Origin of the sequence: Paracoccus sulfuroxidans (assembly GCF_007830335.1) — a bacterium.
In the GTDB taxonomy this organism is placed as follows: Bacteria; Pseudomonadota; Alphaproteobacteria; order Rhodobacterales; family Rhodobacteraceae; genus Paracoccus; species Paracoccus sulfuroxidans.
Window position 1 is genome coordinate 338,277 of sequence record NZ_VLKU01000003.1, and the last position, 17,928, is coordinate 356,204.

14 protein-coding genes and 1 riboswitch are annotated in these 17,928 nt (G+C 65.4%); of the genes, 9 read left to right on the plus strand and 5 right to left on the minus strand.

What is annotated here, in order from left to right; genetic code table 11:
- Positions 1-71: 71 nt before the first annotated feature.
- Positions 72-268, minus strand: a riboswitch (cobalamin riboswitch).
- A 51-nt stretch (positions 269-319) separates the two neighbouring features.
- From IQ24_RS06465 to IQ24_RS06475, 3 genes are all read right to left on the minus strand, one after another.
- Positions 320-2,002, minus strand: coding sequence for a c-type cytochrome (locus IQ24_RS06465; RefSeq protein ID WP_145396990.1), 1,683 nt, complete (start codon positions 2,000-2,002; stop codon positions 320-322).
- Between the two features lie 9 nt (positions 2,003-2,011).
- Complete coding sequence (locus tag IQ24_RS06470) at positions 2,012-2,365, minus strand: copper resistance CopC family protein (protein WP_145396991.1); 354 nt, start codon at positions 2,363-2,365, stop codon at positions 2,012-2,014.
- Positions 2,366-2,456: 91 nt separating this feature from the next.
- The gene (locus IQ24_RS06475; RefSeq protein WP_145396992.1) at positions 2,457-3,275 is read right to left on the minus strand and encodes a helix-turn-helix transcriptional regulator; all 819 of its coding nucleotides are present in this window, start codon (positions 3,273-3,275) and stop codon (positions 2,457-2,459) included.
- Between the two features lie 301 nt (positions 3,276-3,576).
- Here IQ24_RS06475 and cysD point away from each other — a divergent pair, with 301 nt between their 5' ends.
- A complete protein-coding gene (gene cysD / locus IQ24_RS06480; protein ID WP_145397112.1) occupies positions 3,577-4,482 on the plus strand; it encodes a sulfate adenylyltransferase subunit CysD in 906 nt (301 codons plus the stop codon).
- 48 nt (positions 4,483-4,530) lie between these two features.
- On the plus strand, positions 4,531-6,438 hold the full coding sequence (gene cysN, locus IQ24_RS06485) for a sulfate adenylyltransferase subunit CysN (protein ID WP_145396993.1): 1,908 nt from the start codon (positions 4,531-4,533) through the stop codon (positions 6,436-6,438).
- 63 nt (positions 6,439-6,501) lie between these two features.
- Here cysN and IQ24_RS06490 read toward each other — a convergent pair whose 3' ends face one another.
- Complete coding sequence (locus IQ24_RS06490) at positions 6,502-7,215, minus strand: GntR family transcriptional regulator (RefSeq protein ID WP_242007953.1); 714 nt, start codon at positions 7,213-7,215, stop codon at positions 6,502-6,504.
- Positions 7,212-8,576 (minus strand): formimidoylglutamate deiminase, encoded by a 1,365-nt coding sequence (locus IQ24_RS06495; RefSeq protein WP_145396994.1) that lies wholly within the window; start codon positions 8,574-8,576, stop codon positions 7,212-7,214. The genes IQ24_RS06490 and IQ24_RS06495 overlap by 4 nt, the downstream gene beginning before the upstream one ends.
- A 74-nt stretch (positions 8,577-8,650) precedes the next feature.
- Here IQ24_RS06495 and hutI point away from each other — a divergent pair, with 74 nt between their 5' ends.
- The 7 genes from hutI (at position 8,651) to IQ24_RS06530 (ending at position 17,891) form a co-directional block, all read left to right on the plus strand.
- A complete protein-coding gene (hutI, locus tag IQ24_RS06500; RefSeq protein ID WP_145396995.1) occupies positions 8,651-9,853 on the plus strand; it encodes an imidazolonepropionase in 1,203 nt (400 codons plus the stop codon).
- Complete coding sequence (hutH, locus tag IQ24_RS06505; protein ID WP_145396996.1) at positions 9,846-11,387, plus strand: histidine ammonia-lyase; 1,542 nt, start codon at positions 9,846-9,848, stop codon at positions 11,385-11,387. Before hutI ends, hutH begins: the two co-directional genes overlap by 8 nt.
- Positions 11,384-12,181 (plus strand): N-formylglutamate deformylase, encoded by a 798-nt coding sequence (gene hutG, locus IQ24_RS06510; RefSeq protein WP_145396997.1) that lies wholly within the window; start codon positions 11,384-11,386, stop codon positions 12,179-12,181. Before hutH ends, hutG begins: the two co-directional genes overlap by 4 nt.
- Positions 12,178-13,329 carry a CaiB/BaiF CoA transferase family protein gene (locus IQ24_RS06515; RefSeq protein WP_145396998.1) on the plus strand — a complete coding sequence of 384 codons (1,152 nt, stop codon included), beginning with the start codon at positions 12,178-12,180 and terminating at the stop codon, positions 13,327-13,329. Before hutG ends, IQ24_RS06515 begins: the two co-directional genes overlap by 4 nt.
- Complete coding sequence (locus IQ24_RS06520) at positions 13,326-14,489, plus strand: acyl-CoA dehydrogenase family protein (protein WP_145396999.1); 1,164 nt, start codon at positions 13,326-13,328, stop codon at positions 14,487-14,489. The genes IQ24_RS06515 and IQ24_RS06520 overlap by 4 nt, the downstream gene beginning before the upstream one ends.
- 12 nt (positions 14,490-14,501) lie before the next feature.
- A complete protein-coding gene (gene hutU / locus IQ24_RS06525) occupies positions 14,502-16,169 on the plus strand; it encodes a urocanate hydratase (RefSeq protein ID WP_145397000.1) in 1,668 nt (555 codons plus the stop codon).
- 108 nt (positions 16,170-16,277) lie between these two features.
- Positions 16,278-17,891: an acyl-CoA dehydrogenase family protein gene (locus tag IQ24_RS06530; protein WP_145397001.1), complete on the plus strand. Its 1,614-nt coding sequence runs from the start codon at positions 16,278-16,280 to the stop codon at positions 17,889-17,891.
- Positions 17,892-17,928 lie beyond the last annotated feature (37 nt).

A 17,928-nucleotide genomic window follows, 5' to 3' on the forward strand; every position in this document is an offset into this window, starting at 1 on the left:
CGGAAGATTTGCCCAAGGGCAATTCAGAAGACGTTTCATCCGACACCTTCCCGGACACCCCGCCCGGGTCGCTAAAGTTGCACGCGTCGGCAGGTCTCCTGACTGACGGGTCGCGGGCCGCTGCGCCTTCCCATGACCCAAGGTCACAGTGGCTGATGCAGTGGCCTCACCGCCTACAGTTGCGGGGGCAGTTCCGGTTCACGGGGCCGGGGCCTCGTGACGGATTCCCTTTCAATTCCTTACGGAAACCGACGGGAAAATGGGTAGCGGGGGATTGCGGGTTCTGCAAGGGCCGATCTGCCCCGGCCCGACGACAGGCTTAGTGCTGGTGGCCAAAGGGCCGGGCGGGCATGGCCGTGGCGAAGAAAACGGCATCCTCCAGCTCCTCTGGCGTAGGCGGATGGTCCCAAGACTGGCGCAGATAGCCCTGCCCGTCGACCAAGAGGCCTGTCAGGGGCGAGGCCGTCCCCAGCCCCTTCAGCGCCGCCAGAGCGGCCGCGTCGGGCGGGGCGCAATTTTCGGGCGGCAGATGCAGGACGGGTGCGGGCGTCGTGCCCAGACCCCAATAGATCATCTGGCCCAAGGGCGGGCGCGACAGGTCGGTGGCGCGGCCGCGCTCGTCGTTGGTGCAGCGCAGGCGCAGGACCGGGGCTTTGGCGGGCATCAGCCAGCGCCCCTCGGCATCGATGTTGAGCGCGCTGGCATTGGCGCGCAGATGGTCGATCACCTGCCAGATCTCGGCATCGGTCAGCTGTGGCTGGGCGGGCATCATGGGCTGGCCGTCCTTCCGGATGCCGTGGCGAATCTGCCAGAACCAGTCGCCGTCAAAGGCCAGCACGAAGCTGGAAGAGCTGAGGTCCGGCACGCCCTTGCCCCCCGTCGCATCCGCGCCATGGCAGCCCGCGCAATCGCGCATGTAAAGCGCGCGTCCCGCCGTTAGCGAGGTCGCCGTGCGCCGCTGGTCCCAATGCTGGAACGAGGTCGGATAGGCGGGGCTGAGAAGCTCGGCCAGCGGCACGCGCGGCGTGGCCCAGATCACGAAACCCGCAGCCAGCATCAGGACCAGCGCGCCGATCCGCGACCAGATCAGCAGCGCCAGCGCGGCAAGGATCAGCGCCCCGGCCAGCGCCAGCGGCGGCAGCATCGCGACAAAGCGCGCGCGCAGCACCGGATCGCCCATCAGCCAGGCGACCGGGCGCCAGGGCAGGGGCCAGACCACCACCGCATGCGCGCCGGGTTGCTGCGTGGCCATGAGCCCGGCCAGCAGGATGACCAGCATCCCGGCGATGGCCTCGACCCTCAGGCTGCGGCGCAGGGCAAGGATCTGGCCGCGCCGCGCAAAGCGCAGCCCGTTCAGCGCAGCACAGGTCAGCATCAGCAGAAGGCCCAGCGATTTCAGCAGCAGCAGCTTGCCATAGGCCGTGCCGAGCAACCCGTAGAGGCCCCCGACCAGTCCCCATTGACCGTAGACGCCCAGCGACAGCGCCAGAACCAGAAGGACGCCCAGCGGGCTGAAGCGCCGTGCGGCCCGCAGTCCCGCCTGCGGATCATCGCGGAGCAGGAGCAGAAGCACCGGCAGCGCCCCGGCCCAAGCGAGCCCCGCCAGAACATGCAGCGCGCCCGCCTGCTGAACAGGCTCGGGCAGCGCCGCGCCATGGCCCAGCAGGGGTTGCAGCAGGATCGCCACGACGACCGGCCCAAGCCTCCAGCGGGGCAGGATCAGCGCCAGCGTCAGAAACCCCAGCCGCAGCGCCATGACGAGGCCGAAGCCGGTCTGGGTCAGCATGATCCATTGCGCCTGCGGGAAGGGCTTCGCGACGGTGATCTGGGCCAGCGCCGCAAACCACAAAACCCCGCTGGCGAGGGCCGCCAGCAGCGCGAGGCGGGTTTGCGGATAGGCCGCGCCGCGCAGCAAGCCGACGATCAGAAGCCCCGCGCAAAGCGCCAGCGCGGCCAGATGCAGGCCGCGCAATCCCGCTGCGATCAGCTCGAAAACCGGCACCGGTGCGGGTCAGTTCAGGGTGAAGCTGTAGCTGCCGCTGGTGCTGTGCGTGTCGACCGAGGTCACCGACCAGTCGACCTTATAGGTGCCGGGCGCGATCTCGGGCAGGTCAAGGCGCAGGGTATTCGCGCCCTCGTCCGTGACAGGGGCAGCGGTTTCGACCGGCGCGCCGGTGCTGTCGGTGACGGTCACCTTGCTGAGTGCAGGCTCCAGATCCTCGCTGAATTCCAGAAGCACGGCTTCCGGGGCCTCGGTCAGCACCTCGCCATCGGTGGGCTCGGACCCCGACAGCATGCCATGCGCGATGGCGGGGGCGGCCGAGAGGCTCAGCGCGGTGGCGAGGGTTGCGATAAGGTATTTCATGCGTCGTCTCCTTCTTGGCGCGCAGTCAAGGCCGCTTGCGGGGGCGCGTCAAGATGCGGCGGCGGGGATTGCGGCTATGGTCAGGGGCAGGTCAGGAGGGGCGCGGCCAATCCTGCCCCAGCCACAGTGTGCCGTTCAGCAGGCGGCGGATGACGGCGGCCTGGCCCTTCACGCCCATGCGCGCGAAGACCTGCTTCGAGCAGCTGCGCGCGGTCTCGACCGTCCAGCCCAGTTCCTCGGCGGCCTCGGCCAGACTGGCGCCGTCGCAAAGCAGCAGCGCCAGCCGCGCCTCGCTGCGGCTGAGGCCATGGGCGGCGGTGACCCGCTCCAGCGGCAGGCTGCGCCCGCGCGGCGCGGCGCGCAGGATGCCGACCAGCCCCGGCTCGGCCTGCAGAAGCGTCAGTTGCAGATCGGGCGACAGATCGACGGGGGAGGAGGATTGGCCCGTGGCCTGCGCCTCGGTCAGCGCGCGGTGCAGGGCCTGCGCCATATCTTCGCCCGGAAGTTCCAGCCAACCCATTGGGCGGTTGCGCAGGCCGGGCACGGCTTGCAGCAGATCGCGCGCCTTCCCGGACAGGCTGGTGACATTGCCCGCCGGGCCGAACAGCATCCAGCCCACGCCCAGATCGCTTGAGATCTGCCGCTCCAGCCGCGCCCGCATGCGTTCATCCTGAAGCCCGCGCCAGATCACCAGCGCCTGCGGCAGAAAGGGCGCGAGGTTCGCGAGCTGCATCCCCTCGATGGCGCGAAAATCGCGGTCAGAGCGGGCCAGCAGCAGCACCGCATGACCCCCCGCGTCAAAGGATGCCTTCAGCGCCCGCAGCGGCTGGTCGCGCGGCATGAGGCCCGGCAGATCGACCTGCGAATAAAGCCGGTTCGCGCGCATCTGATCGGGGTCGATCTGCGGCAAGAGGTCGTGGCCTGATTGCCATGACTGCGCAGGCCGCCCCGCCGCGCTGATCTGCAAAAACGCCCGTTCCGCGCCGGTATGCGCGGCGATCAGCGCCAGAAACCCCGGCCAGCCGGCATCCGCCTCGGCCGGGGTGTCGGGCAGGCCGGAGGCGGCGGCATAAAGTGCCTTCAGGATATCGGCTTCGGCAGCGATGGGCGGAATTCCGTCACATTCAGAAATTTCCCCCCATATGGGGGGTAAAATGACAAAGGCACGCCGCTACATGACCGTCAACTCTTTTCTGACCGAGATGTTGACCATGAGCCTGAAATCCCTGACCCACCTGCAGCGGCTGGAAGCCGAAAGCATCCACATCATGCGCGAGGTGGTGGCCGAAGCCGAAAATCCAGTGATGCTGTATAGCGTCGGCAAGGACAGCGCGGTCATGCTGCATCTGGCGAAGAAGGCGTTCTATCCGGCACCGCCGCCCTTCCCGCTGCTTCATGTCGACACGACCTGGAAGTTCCGCGACATGTATGCGCTGCGCGACAAGGCGGCCAAAGATGCGGGCATGGAGCTGCTGGTCTATCAAAACCCCGAGGCGGTGGAAAAGGGCATCAACCCCTTCGACCACGGCTCGCTTCACACCGATATGTGGAAGACCGAGGGGCTGAAGCAGGCGCTGGACAAATACGGCTTTGACGTGGCCTTCGGCGGCGCCCGCCGGGATGAGGAAAAGTCGCGCGCCAAGGAACGCGTCTTCTCGTTCCGCTCGGCCAATCACCGCTGGGACCCGAAGAACCAGCGCCCGGAATTGTGGCGGCTTTACAATGCGCGCAAGGCCAAGGGCGAAAGCGTGCGCGTCTTCCCGATCTCGAACTGGACCGAGCTGGATATCTGGCAATACATCCATCTGGAAGGCATCGAGATCGTGCCGCTGTATTTCTCGGCCCCGCGCCCCACGGTCGAGCGTGACGGGCTGATCCTGATGGTCGATGACGAGCGCTTCCGCCTGAACGCGGGCGAAGAGCCGGTGATGCGCTCGGTCCGGTTCCGGACGCTGGGCTGCTATCCGCTGACCGGCGCGGTCGAAAGCCATGCGACGACGCTGCCCGAGGTCATTCAGGAAATGCTGCTGACCACGACCTCGGAACGCCAGGGCCGCGCGATCGACCACGATCAGGCCGCCTCGATGGAGAAGAAGAAGCAGGAAGGCTACTTCTAAGCCCCGTTCTTCGCCCCCAAGACATTCCACCGAACTCAGGTGACCCAAATGACCGTGAACGACCCGATTTACAAAACCGACGCGCTGATTGCCGAAAACATCGACGCCTATCTGGAAACCCACCAGCACAAGACCATGCTGCGCTTCATCACCTGCGGCTCGGTCGATGATGGCAAGTCGACGCTGATCGGACGGCTGCTTTACGACAGCAAGATGATCTTCGAGGACCAGCTGGCGACGCTCGAGGCCGACAGCAAGCGCGTCGGCACGCAGGGGCAGGAGATCGACTTTGCGCTGCTGGTCGACGGCCTTGCCGCCGAGCGTGAGCAGGGCATCACCATCGACGTGGCTTACCGCTTCTTCGCGACCGAAAAGCGCAAGTTCATCGTCGCCGACACCCCCGGCCACGAACAATACACCCGCAACATGGTGACCGGCGCCTCGACTGCCGATCTGGCGGTCATTCTGATCGACGCGCGCAAGGGCATGCTGACGCAGACCCGCCGCCACAGCTATCTAGTCAAGCTTCTGGGCATCCGCCACATCGTGCTGGCGGTGAACAAGATGGATCTGGTCGACTACGATCAGGCCACCTTTGACCGGATCGTCGCCGAATACACCAGTTTCGCCCAAAGCATCGGCATCGAAAGCTTCACCGCGATCCCGATTTCCGGCTTCAAGGGCGACAACATCACCGGCCTCAGCGACAACATGCCCTGGTACACGGGCACCGCGCTGCTGCCGCATCTGGAAACGGTCGAGGTCGACGCCACGGTCGAGCAGTCCCAGCCCTTCCGCATGTCGGTGCAATGGGTCAACCGCCCGAACCTGGATTTCCGCGGCTTCTCGGGGCTGATCGCCAGCGGCACGGTGCGCCCGGGTGACCAGATCCGCGTGCTGCCCTCGGGCAAGACCTCGACCATCGCGCGCATCGTCAGCCTTGAGGGCGACCGCGATCTGGCGGTGGCGGGCGAATCCGTCACGCTGACGCTGGCCGATGAAATCGACTGCTCGCGCGGGCAGGTGATCGTTGCGGCTCAGGCCCCGCTGGAGGTTGCCGACCAGTTCGAAAGCACCATCGTCTGGATGGACGAGGCGGAAATGGTCCCCGGCCGCGCCTATTGGCTGAAGATCGGCACGCAGACCGTCTCGGCCACCATCCACGCCCCGAAATACGAGGTGAACGTCAACACGCAGGAGCATCTGGCAACCAAGACGCTGGATCTGAACGCGATTGGCGTGGCGAACGTGACCACCGACCGCGAGATCCCCTTCGCGCCCTATGCCGAGAACCGCGATCTGGGCGGCTTCATCCTGATCGACAAGATGACCAACCGCACGGTGGCCGCCGGGATGATCCATTTCGCCCTGCGCCGCGCCCAGAACATCCACTGGCAGGCGACCGACATCGGCCGCGACCACCATGCCAATATGAAGCACCAGAAACCGGCGGTGCTGTGGCTGACGGGTCTGTCGGGCTCGGGCAAATCGACCATCGCCAATATCATCGAGAAGAAGCTGGCGCGGATGAACCGCCACACCTTCCTGCTGGATGGCGACAACGTGCGCCACGGGTTGAACAAGGATCTGGGCTTCACCGAGGCCGACCGCGTCGAAAACATCCGCCGCGTGGGCGAGGTTGCCAAGCTGATGACCGATGCCGGTCTGATCGTGGTGACGGCCTTCATCTCGCCCTTCCGGTCGGAACGCGACATGGTGCGCGGCATGATGCAGCCGGGCGAGTTCATCGAGGTCTTCGTCGACACCCCGCTGGAGGTGGCGGAAGGCCGGGACGTGAAGGGGCTTTATGCCAAGGCGCGCTCGGGCCAGCTGAAGAACTTCACCGGCATCGATTCGCCCTATGAAGCGCCGGATGCTGCCGAAATCCGCATCGATACGACGCAGATCAGCGCCGAAGAGGCTGCCGATCTGATCATCGCCCGCCTGATCCCCTAAGGCGGGATGCGCGAAATGAAACAAGAATGGCGCCCTATCGGGCGCCATTTTTCTTTGGCCCGGTCAGTGATCCGTCGTCACCATATGGCCCGGATAGAAGGACAGCCGGACCGAGGTGATCGCCCCCAGATCGTTCCATGTCGTCCGCTGCATGATCAGCAGCGCATGCCCCTGCCGCGTGTCCAGAAGCCGCGCGTCGCGGGCATTGGCGTTCTCGGCCGAGAATGTCAGGTCGGCGCGCAGATAGGGGGCATGACGGACCAGCCATTCATTGGCGTTCACCTGCCGGAAATCGACGCTTTCGACCTCGGGGACGGCGGCGGGGTTGATCCAGCGATCCTCGACCTGAAAGGGCTGGTCGTCGCCCATATGGACGGTGCGCAGATGGATCAGGGGCGCGCCCTCGGGCAGGCGCATGCGGCTGGCGATCTCGGGCGGGGCGGGGCTGCGCTTCTGGGCGACGACGCGGTGGCTATAGGCCATGCCCGCCGATTCCACCTGCTCGCGCACGATGGGGATGGTGAAGGTGGCCTTGCGCGCCGGGTTCACCGTCACATGCGTCCCGGCGCGGCGCTTGCGGTCCAGAAGCCCCTCTTCGGCCAGAATCTGCAGCGCCTTGTTCACCGTGGCGCGGGCGACGCCGAACTCGACGGCAAGTTCGGCCTCGTCCGGGATGCGGTCGCCCTGTTGCCATTCGCGATCGACGATGCGGCGACGGACGTCCTCCACGATCATCTGAGCCTTCGAATTGCCGGGCGGGCCGCTTTTGAGGGTCACATTCGTTCCTGAAGCCGAGAGATGGTTGCCAGATAATCCGCGATGATAGCGTCATGTTCGCGGTGTTGGCCATTCTTGACGACATGTCGGCCCGCTGACCAGACGTCACGCACCAGCGCGTCGCTGCCCGCAAAGATCAGGCTGTCCAGCATCGTGTCAGCCTGTCGCCCCGCCATCACCGGGTTCGTCAACGAGACCGCGACCAGATCGCCCCAGTTCCCCGCCCGGATCGCGCCGCTGTCGCGCCCGGCTGCCGAAGCGCCGCCCGCCAGCGCGACCTCGTAAAGCACCCGGCCCGTTGAGCGCTTGGGCTCGGCCATGATGGCGCGGGCGGTGTCGCGCAGGCGCTGGCTGTATTCCATCGTCCGCATCTCTTCGGTCAGCGAGATGCGGATATTGCTGTCCGAGCCGAAGCCCATGCGCCCGCCCGCATCCTTCCAGACGGTGCCGTTGAAAATGCCGTCGCCAAGGCTCGATTCGGTGATCGGGCAGAGGCCCGCGACCGCGCCGGTCTGCGCCAGCCGCGTGGTTTCGTCGTCGGTCATGTGGGTCAGGTGGATGAAGGTCCAGCGATCATCCACCGGGCAATTCTCCAGCACCCATTCGACCGGGCGCAGGCCGTAACCGGCGCGGATCTCTTCGACCTCGGGGATCTGCTCGGCCAGATGCATGTGCATGGGGCGGCCCGGGCGCATCGCGGCGGTCATCCGCAGGCCTTCCTTGCTGACCGCGCGCAGCGAGTGCGGGGCGATGCCCAGCCCCGCATCGGCGGGCAGGTGGCGCAGCGCGGCCTCGGCGCTGTCGGCGAGGCGCAGGAATTCGTCGGGCGTGGTGCCAAAGCGGCGCTGCCCCGAACCAAGCGCGCGGCCATCGATGCCGCCGAACTGGTAATGCACGGGCAGCAGCGTCAGCCCGATCCCGGTGCGGCTGGCGGCGGCGGCGATGCGCTCGGACATCTCGCCCAGATTGGCGTAATGCGTGCCGTCGGGCTGGTGATGCAGATAGTGAAACTCGACATTCGTGGCGTACCCGGCCTCGAGCATCTCCATCTGCACCAGTGCGGCAATGGCCTCGACATCCTCGGGCGTCAGCACGTCAAGGAAGCGGTACATGATCTGGCGCCAGGTCCAGAACGTGTCCTTCGGTTCGCTGCCCTTGGCCTCGGATAGGCCCGCCATGGCGCGCTGGAAGGCGTGGGAATGCAGGTTCGCGACCGAGGGAAGCAGCAGCTCGACCCGCTCACCCTCAGGTGCGGCATTCGCATCGACCGCCGTGATGCGGCCATCGCCGCCCAGCGTGACCGCCACATCTTCCGCCCATCCGTCGGGCAGCAAGGCCCGCTGTGCCCAGAGTTTCGTCACCATAATCTCCTTGCCCGGCGCGATCATTAAGTTTAGACATATCACTGAACGAAAAACAATCCAAGGCAGGAAAGATGCAAGTTTTCACCCATGCCTCAGTCGCAACTATTGACGCGAACTCAGATGGTTACGGCCTGATCGAAGATGCGGCCGTCGTGATCGACGGTGACCGAATCGTCTGGGTCGGTGAGACGAAATCGCTTCCCGCCGACTATGCCTCGGCCCCAGCGACTGATCTTGGGGGGCGCTTGGTCACCCCCGGTCTGGTCGATTGCCACACCCACATCGTTTACGGCGGCGACCGCGCCCGCGAATTCGAGATGCGGCTGGAAGGCGCGGGTTACGAAGAGATCGCGCGGGCAGGGGGCGGCATCGTCTCCTCGGTCAAGAACACCCGCGAAGCCGATGAGGCGTCGCTGCTGAAAACCGCCCTGAAGCGCGTCGATCACCTGCTGGCCGAGGGCGTCACCACCCTCGAGATCAAGTCGGGCTATGGCCTCAGCATCGACAGCGAAATGAAGATGCTGCGCGTCGCCCGTCTGATCGGCGAACAGCGCCCGGTGCATGTCGTGACGACCTGGCTGGCGGCCCATGCGCTGCCGCCGGAATATAAGGACGACCGTGCGGGCTATATCCGCGATGTGGTGATTGCGGGCATGGACCGCGCCCATGCCGAGGATCTGATCGATCAGGTCGACGGTTTCTGCGAAGGCATCGCCTTCAGCCCCGACGAAATGGCGCTGGTCTTTGACCATGCCGCAAAGCTTGGCCTGCCGATCAAGCTCCATGCCGAACAGCTTTCCGACCTTCACGGCGCGAAGCTGGCCGCCGAGCGGGGCGCGCTGTCCGCCGATCACCTCGAATGGCTCGGGCAGGACGGCGTTGACGCGATGGCGAAATCCGGGACTGTTGCGGTGCTGTTGCCGGGCGCGTTCTATACTTTGCGCGAAACCGTTTATCCGCCGGTGCAGGCGCTGCGTGATGCAGGCGTGCCGATTGCGCTTGCGACCGACGCGAACCCCGGCACCTCGCCGCTGACCTCGCTTCTGCTGACCATGAACATGGGCGCGACGATCTTCCGTCTGACGCCCGCTGAATGCCTGACCGCCGTGACCCGCAATGCGGCGAAGGCGCTTGGCCTAACTGATCGCGGTACCCTCGCCGCCGGTCAACGCGCCGATCTGGCCATCTGGGACGTCCAACACCCGGCCGAGCTGACCTATCGCATCGGTTTCAATCCCATCCACGCCCGCGTTTTCGGAGGCAAACTTGTCTGAGATCATCCTCACCCCCGGCGAAACCACTCTCGACCAGCTAGAGCGCGTCTGGCGCGAAGGCCTGTCGGTTCGCCTCGCCGATAGCGCATGGCCGGGCATTGACGCCGCCGCCGCCCGGATCGCGAAGGCCGCGAATGGGACCGTCCCGGTTTACGGGGTGAACACGGGCTTTGGCAAACTCGCATCGATCAAGATCAAGCCGGAAGACACCGCGACCCTTCAGCGCAACCTGATCCTGTCGCATTGCTGCGGCGTCGGCGAACCGGTCGAGGAAGAAACGGTCCGCCTGATCCTGACCCTGAAGCTTCTGTCCCTTGGCCGTGGTGCTTCGGGCGTCCGTCCCGAGGTTGTGCGCCTGATCGAAGACATGCTCGCCAAGGGCGTCCTGCCGGTGATCCCGTCGCAGGGTTCGGTGGGCGCATCGGGCGACCTCGCGCCGCTGGCCCACATGGCCGCCGTGATGCTGGGCGAGGCGCGCGCGACTTATAAGGGTAAGGAATATTCGGGCGCCGAGGCGCTGGCCGCTGCCGGTTTGAAGCCCATCGTTCTGGCCGCGAAAGAGGGCCTTGCGCTCATCAACGGCACGCAGGTTTCGACCGCTTTCGCGCTGGCGGGTCTGTTTACCGCGTTCCGCATGGCGCGGAATGCGCTGGTGTCTTCCTCGCTTTCAACCGACGCGATCATGGGCTCGACCGCGCCCTTCTTTGACGAAATCCACCAGCTTCGCGGCCATCGCGGCCAGATCCTCGCCGCCCGCGTCATCCGCGACCTGATGGACGGGTCCGAGATTCGCGAAAGCCACCGCGAAGGCGATACGCGCGTGCAGGACCCTTACTGCATCCGCTGCCAGCCGCAGGTGACGGGGGCGGCCATCGACGTGCTGACCCAAGCCGCCCGCACGCTGGAGATTGAGGCGAATGCCGCGACCGACAACCCGCTGGTCCTGACCGATGTCGATCAGATCGTGTCGGGCGGGAACTTCCATGCCGAGCCTGTGGCCTTCGCCGCCGACATGATCGCGCTGGCGATTGCCGAGATCGGCGCGATCTCGCAGCGCCGCATCGCGCTGATGGTGGACCCGGCGCTGTCGCATGACCTGCCGCCCTTCCTGACCCCCGATCCCGGCCTGAACTCGGGTCTGATGATTGCCGAAGTGACCAGCGCCGCGCTGATGAGTGAAAACAAGCATCTCGCGAACCCCTGTTCGACCGACTCGACGCCCACTTCGGCGAACCAGGAGGATCACGTGTCGATGGCCGCCCACGGTGCGCGTCGGCTGAAGCGGATGAACCAGAACCTCGCCCATATCATCGGGATCGAGGTGCTTTGTGCGGCGGCTGGCGTTGAGTTCCGCGCGCCGCTCAAGACCTCGAAACCGCTGCAGGACGTGATTGCGCGGCTGCGCAAGGACGTCTCGGCGCTCGATCAGGACCGTTACATGGCCCCCGATCTTGCAACCTGCGCGACCCTCGTCGCTTCTGGCGCGCTGCTCGACGTCATCCCCGAAGCGCATATCGAGGAGGTCGCCCCGTGAAAACGCATGAGGTTTTCCAAGGCGATAGCCCGGTCATCCTCGGCCTGCCGCATACCGGGACGTTTGTCCCGGATGCCATCCGCGCGAAGCTGAACCCGCGCGGGCAGGAGCTTGCGGATACCGATTGGCATATCGAAAAGCTCTATGATGGGCTTTTGCCCGGCGCGACCAAGGTCCGCGCGCTCTTTCATCGCTATGTGATCGACGCGAACCGTGGCCCGGATGATGCGAGCCTTTATCCGGGGCAGAATACCACCGGCCTCGTGCCCACGACCGATTTCGACGGCGCGCCGATCTGGCTGGAAGAGCCGAGTGAGGCCGAGATTGCTGAGCGGAAGGCAACCTATCACGCGCCTTACCACGCGGCACTTGCGGCGGAGATTGAGCGCGTGAAGGCAAAGCACGGTGTGGCGATCCTTTATGATTGCCATTCGATCCGCAGCCATATCCCGTTCCTGTTCGAAGGCACGCTGCCCGATTTCAACATTGGGACCAACCTTGGCGCGACCTGCGATGCGGCGATTGAAAAGGCGGTGTTCGACATCGCCGCCGCCACGGGGCGCACCCATGTCCTGAACGGTCGCTTCAAGGGCGGCTGGACGACGCGCCATTACGGCCAGCCGGGTCAGGGCGTCCACGCGATCCAGATGGAGCTTGCGCAATCGAGCCACCTGACCACGGAAGCGGCCCCCTTTGCCTATGATGAGGCGAAGGCCGAAGCGATGCGTGCACCCCTTCGCGCGATCCTTGAGGCGTTGGAGGCGCTTGCCCCAAAGCTCGCAGGCGCGAAATGAGCGGGCCGCTTTCGGGCATCAAGGTTCTGGACCTCAGCCGTGTGCTGGCGGGGCCGTATTGCACCGCGCTGCTCGCTGATTTGGGGGCGGAGGTCATCAAGCTCGAACCCCCGCATGGCGATGATTACCGCCATATCGGCCCCTTCAAGGACGGCGAAAGCGCGCTGTTCACGCTGAACAATCGCGGCAAGAAAAGCGTCGTTCTGGACCTGAAGAACCCCGCGCATCTGAAGCTCGCGCAGGACATGGCGGATCACGTCGATATCGTGGTCGAAAACTTCCGCCCCGGTGTCGCCGACCGGCTTGGCCTTGGGGCCGAGGGGCTGCGGGCGCGCAATCCGAAGCTCATCTACTGCTCGATCTCGGGCTTTGGGCAGGAGGGGCCGTTCAAGGATCTGCCCGCCTATGATCTGGTCGTGCAGGCGATGTCCGGGCTGATGGCCGGGACGGGCGAGGAAGGCGGCGCGCCCTTGAAGACCGGGGAAAGCGTGGCCGACCTGATCGCGGGGCTGTTTGCAAGCTGGTCGATCATGGCGGCGCTGGTGCAGCGCGACAAGACGGGGCAGGGCGCGACGCTGGATGTCGCGATGTATGACGCGCTCTTTTCCATGCTCACCACCAGCCACGCGCTGCATCTTTACGCGGGCGCGCTGCCGAAGCGCGTCGGCAACCGCCACCCGCTGTCGACGCCCTTCGGCTGCTATGCGACGAAGGACGGGCAGGTGGCTGTTTGCGTGCTGAACCCGAAGCAATTCAAGGCGCTGTCCGATCTGATCGGCGCGCCGGAGGCTGCGGACGACCCGCGTTTTGCCACCGACGAATCCCGGACCGAGCATGAACCTGCGGTGAAGGCTCTGGTTGAGGCATGGTCGTCGGGCCTTTCGACCGACGAGGCGGTGAAGGCGCTGTCTGATGTCGGTCTGCCAAGCGCGCCCATCTGGGACATCGCGCAGGCCGCGTCCAATGACCATGCGGTGACGCGTGGGCTGGTGACGGATCTGCCGCATCCGGTGCTTGGCTCGGCACCCGTCATCGGTCAGCCCGTGCGTTTTGACGGCGCAAAGCCGATTGCCGCGACCTCCGCCCCCCGCTTGGGCGGCGATCTCGATGCGGTGCTTAAAGAGTTTGGGCTGGAGAAGACGGAATGAGCGCGCAAGACGAATGGCACATGCTGAACGATGAAGAACGCATGTTCTGCGACGTTCTGGAACGCATCTGCACTGAGAAGATCGCGCCGCTGGCCCATCAGACCGATGAGACCTCGGCCTTCGTCCACGACCAGCTTCGCACCCTTGGCGAGGCGGGCATGATGGGCGCGAACCTGCCCGAAGAATATGACGGTTCGGCCATTTCGGCCCCGGCGCTGCTGCGGGCAGTCGCTTTGGTTGCGGGGGCTTGCGGGTCGACGGCGTCCGCGCTGACGGCGCATTATCTCGCGACCGACTCGATCCTGATCGGCGGGACCGAGGCGCAGAAGCAGCATTGGCTGCCGAAAGCCGCGTCGGGCGAGGCGCTTGGCGCTTTCGCCCTCACCGAGCCGACTGCCGGGTCCGACCCCGCCGATATGAAGACCCGCGCCCGCCGCGTTGATGGCGGTTGGCAGATCAAGGGCACGAAATGCTTCATCTCGAACGGTGGTGTCGCTGATTTCATCGTGCTCTATGCGGTGACCGACCCCGAAAAAGCCCATCGCGGCATTTCCGCCTTCATCGTTCCGAAAGGCACGCCGGGGCTTGAAGCGGGGCCTGCGGAAAAGACCATGGGGCTGAAAGGCGGTCATGTCTTTACGCTGAATATCGACATCACCTTGCCCGAAGACGCCCTTCTTGGCGAAGAGGGCAAGGGCTTCCGCACCGCGATGCAGGTCTTGGACAATGGCCGGATCGAGGTTGCGGCGCAGTGCCTTGGTCTTGCTGAGGCCGCGATGAAAGCGGCGATTGCTTACGCCAAGGATCGGGTGATCGGCGGCGAGGCTTTGTCGGATCGTCAAGGCATCCGCTGGATGATCGCCGATATGGGCGTGGCCTACCGCTCGGCCTTGCTGCTGAGCCAAGACGCTGCGCGTCAGCGCGATGCGGTCCATCACGGCAAAGGCGGGCGTTTCTCGCTTGCCGCGAGCATGGCGAAACTCGCGGCATCAGAGGCTGCGGGCAAGATTGCTGACACCGCGCTGCAGCTGCATGGCGGCTATGGCTATACCCGCGACTTCCCCATCGAACGGATCAATCGGGACCTTCGGATCATGCGCATCTACGAAGGTTCATCGGAAATTCAACGCATTATCATTTCCGGCAATATGCTGGCCTGAACGGAGACGAACATGGACAATCCCCGTCACAATACCCGCGACATCTACCCCGCGACCGGCACCGAGATCACCGCGAAAAGCTGGCTGACCGAAGCGCCGATGCGGATGTTGATGAACAACCTGCACCCCGACGTCGCCGAAAACCCGCATGAGCTGGTGGTTTACGGCGGCATCGGCCGCGCTGCGCGGACCTGGAAGGACTTCGACCTGATCGTCGATAGCCTGAAGAAGCTGGAACTCGACGAGACGCTGCTGGTCCAGTCCGGCAAGCCGGTCGGTGTCTTCAAGACCCACAAGGATGCGCCGCGCGTCCTGATCGCGAACTCGAACCTCGTGCCGCATTGGGCGAATTGGGACCATTTCAACGAGCTCGATAAGAAGGGTCTGGCGATGTATGGCCAGATGACGGCGGGCTCGTGGATCTATATCGGCACGCAGGGCATCGTTCAGGGCACCTATGAAACCTTTGTCGAGGCGGGCCGCCAGCACTATAACGGCGACCTCAAGGGCAAATGGGTTCTGACCGGCGGTCTTGGCGGTATGGGCGGCGCGCAGCCGCTGGCCGCTGTCATGGCGGGCGCTTGCTGTCTGGCCGTCGAATGCGACGAAACCCGCGCCGATTTCCGTCTGCGCACCCGTTACGTCGATGAAAAGACCCATAGCCTTGATGAGGCGTTGGAGATGATCGACCGCTGGACCAAAGCGGGTGAGGCGAAATCGGTCGCGCTGATCGGGAACGCCGCCGAGATCTTCCCGGAACTGGTGAAGCGCGGCGTGCGTCCCGATATCGTCACCGACCAGACCTCGGCCCACGACCCCGTTCACGGCTATCTGCCGATTGGCTGGACCGTCGCCGAATGGCGTGCGCGTCAGGAAAGCGACCCGAAAGGTGTCGAGAAAGCCGCCCGCGCCTCGATGCGCAAGCAGGTTGAGGCGATGGTCGCCTTTCACGATATGGGCATTCCGACCGTCGATTATGGCAACAACATCCGCCAGATGGCGCTGGAAGAAGGCTTTGACCGCGCCTTTGCCTTCCCCGGTTTCGTGCCCGCCTATATCCGCCCGCTCTTCTGCCGGGGCATCGGTCCCTTCCGTTGGGCCGCGCTCTCGGGCGATCCGGAGGATATCTACAAGACCGACGCCAAGATGAAGGAACTGTTCCCCGACAACCCGCATCTGCACAACTGGCTGGACATGGCGCAAGAGCGCATCGCGTTCCAGGGCCTGCCGGCGCGCATCATGTGGATCGGTCTGGGGGATCGCCACCGTGCGGGCCTTGCCATCAACGAGATGGTCCGCAATGGCGAGCTGAAGGCTCCGGTCGTCATCGGCCGCGACCACCTGGATTCGGGTTCGGTCGCCTCGCCCAACCGGGAAACCGAGGCGATGCAGGACGGTTCGGACGCGGTGTCCGACTGGCCGCTGCTGAACGCGCTTCTCAACACCGCATCGGGCGCGACCTGGGTGTCGCTGCATCACGGCGGCGGCGTGGGCATGGGCTTCTCGCAGCATTCGGGCATGGTCATCTGCTGTGACGGCAGCGAAGACGCCGATGCGCGTCTGGCCCGCGTCCTCTGGAACGACCCGGCGACGGGCGTCATGCGCCATGCCGACGCAGGCTATGACATTGCGCTGGATTGTGCGCGTGAACATGGCCTGAACCTGCCGGGCATCCTGTAAGCGGCGGGGGGCGCAAAGCGCCCCCTTCCTTTGCCCGAAGAAGGCCCGCGCGCGGCGGAAAAAGCCGGGCTATGATCGGCTCATCTGGTGAATACTGGGAGGGCCGCCATGACCATGCCACCGCGCAGCGATCTGGGCACCCATGTGGTGACCAATCAGCCCGAGGCCGCAGGCGACCGCGACCTCTGGCAGGACGATCCGGTGCTGCGCCAGCTTGCGGGCGGGGTGGGCGTCAACGCTGACCCGGTCGCGGGCTATGGCGCGCTGATGGGGACGCGCCGCATGCGCGATCTGGCGCGTGACGCGAACCGCCATCCGCCGGAATTGCAGCAGTTTGACCTTGCCGGGCGGCGGCTGGATGAGGTCCGCTTTCACCCTGCCTATCACGCCTTCATGCAGGCCTCGACGGCGGCCGGGTATCACGCCGTCGCATGGGAGCCCGCGCCTGCAGGCCATGCGACCCATGCCTGTCAGGTCTATCTGGCCAGCCAGGTCGAGCCGGGGCATTGCTGCCCGCTGACCATGACCTATGCCTCGGTCCCGGTGCTGCGCCGGGCGGGGCTGGGGGATTGGGCGGGCCGCATTCTGTCACGTGACTATGACCCGTCCGTGCAGCCCATGGGCCAGAAGGCCGGGCTGACCATTGGCATGGCCATGACGGAAAAGCAGGGTGGCTCGGACATCCGCACGAACCTGACCGAGGCCCGCCCGGATGGTGAGATGTGGCGGCTGACGGGGCATAAATGGTTCTGCTCGGCCCCCATGTCCGATGGCTTCCTGACGCTGGCGCAGACCGGGCAGGGGCTGGGCTGTTTTCTGGTCCCGCGCTGGCTGCCCGAGGGGCGCAATGCGATCAACATCCAGCGGCTGAAGGACAAGCTGGGGAACCGCGCGAACGCCTCGGCCGAGATCGAATATGCCGGTGCGCGCGCGATCCCGATTGGCGCGCCGGGCGACGGCATCCGCACCATTGTCGAGATGGTCCACCATACCCGTCTGGACACCGCGCTGGCCCCATGCGGCCTGATGCGCGCGGCCCTGCGCGAGGCGCATCACTGGATCGCCCATCGCACGAGCTTCCAGAAACGGCTGATCGACCAGCCGCTGATGCGCGCGGTCTTTGCCGATCTGGCGCTGGACTGGATCGGCGCGCTGGCTCTGGGGCTGCATGTCGCGGGACGCTTCGACCGAGCCACACCCGAGGATCGGGCCTATGCGCGCCTTGCCGTGGCGATTGCCAAATATCACGCCAACAAGCTGTGTCCGCTGGTCACCTGCGAGGCGATGGAGATGCTGGGCGGCATGGGCTATGTCGAGGATACGATGATGCCGATGCTGTATCGCGAAGCACCGCTGAATGGCATCTGGGAAGGCTCGGGCAATGTGATCTGCCTTGATGCGCTGCGCAGCTTGAGGCGAGAGCCGCTGGCTGCCGAGGTTCTGGCAGAGGAGCTCGATGCGGCGCGCGGCTTTTCAACTGATTACGACGCAAACCTCAACCAGTATCGAGATCGCTGGTCGGGCGAGATCCCTGAGGCCGAAGCACGCTGGTTTGTCGAAAATACGGCGCTTCTGCTGTCGGCCTCAGCCCTGCTGCGGCAGGGGCACACGGTCGCTGAGGTCTTCGCGCGGACGCGGCTGACGGGCGCGCGGGGCCGGTTCAGCGGCGCGCTGGCCGATGCGGCGGCGGATCAGGTCATCGGCGCAAGTTTCGCCGGATAGGCGGGAATGCGGCCCACCCGCAGGGGCAGGCCGCGCC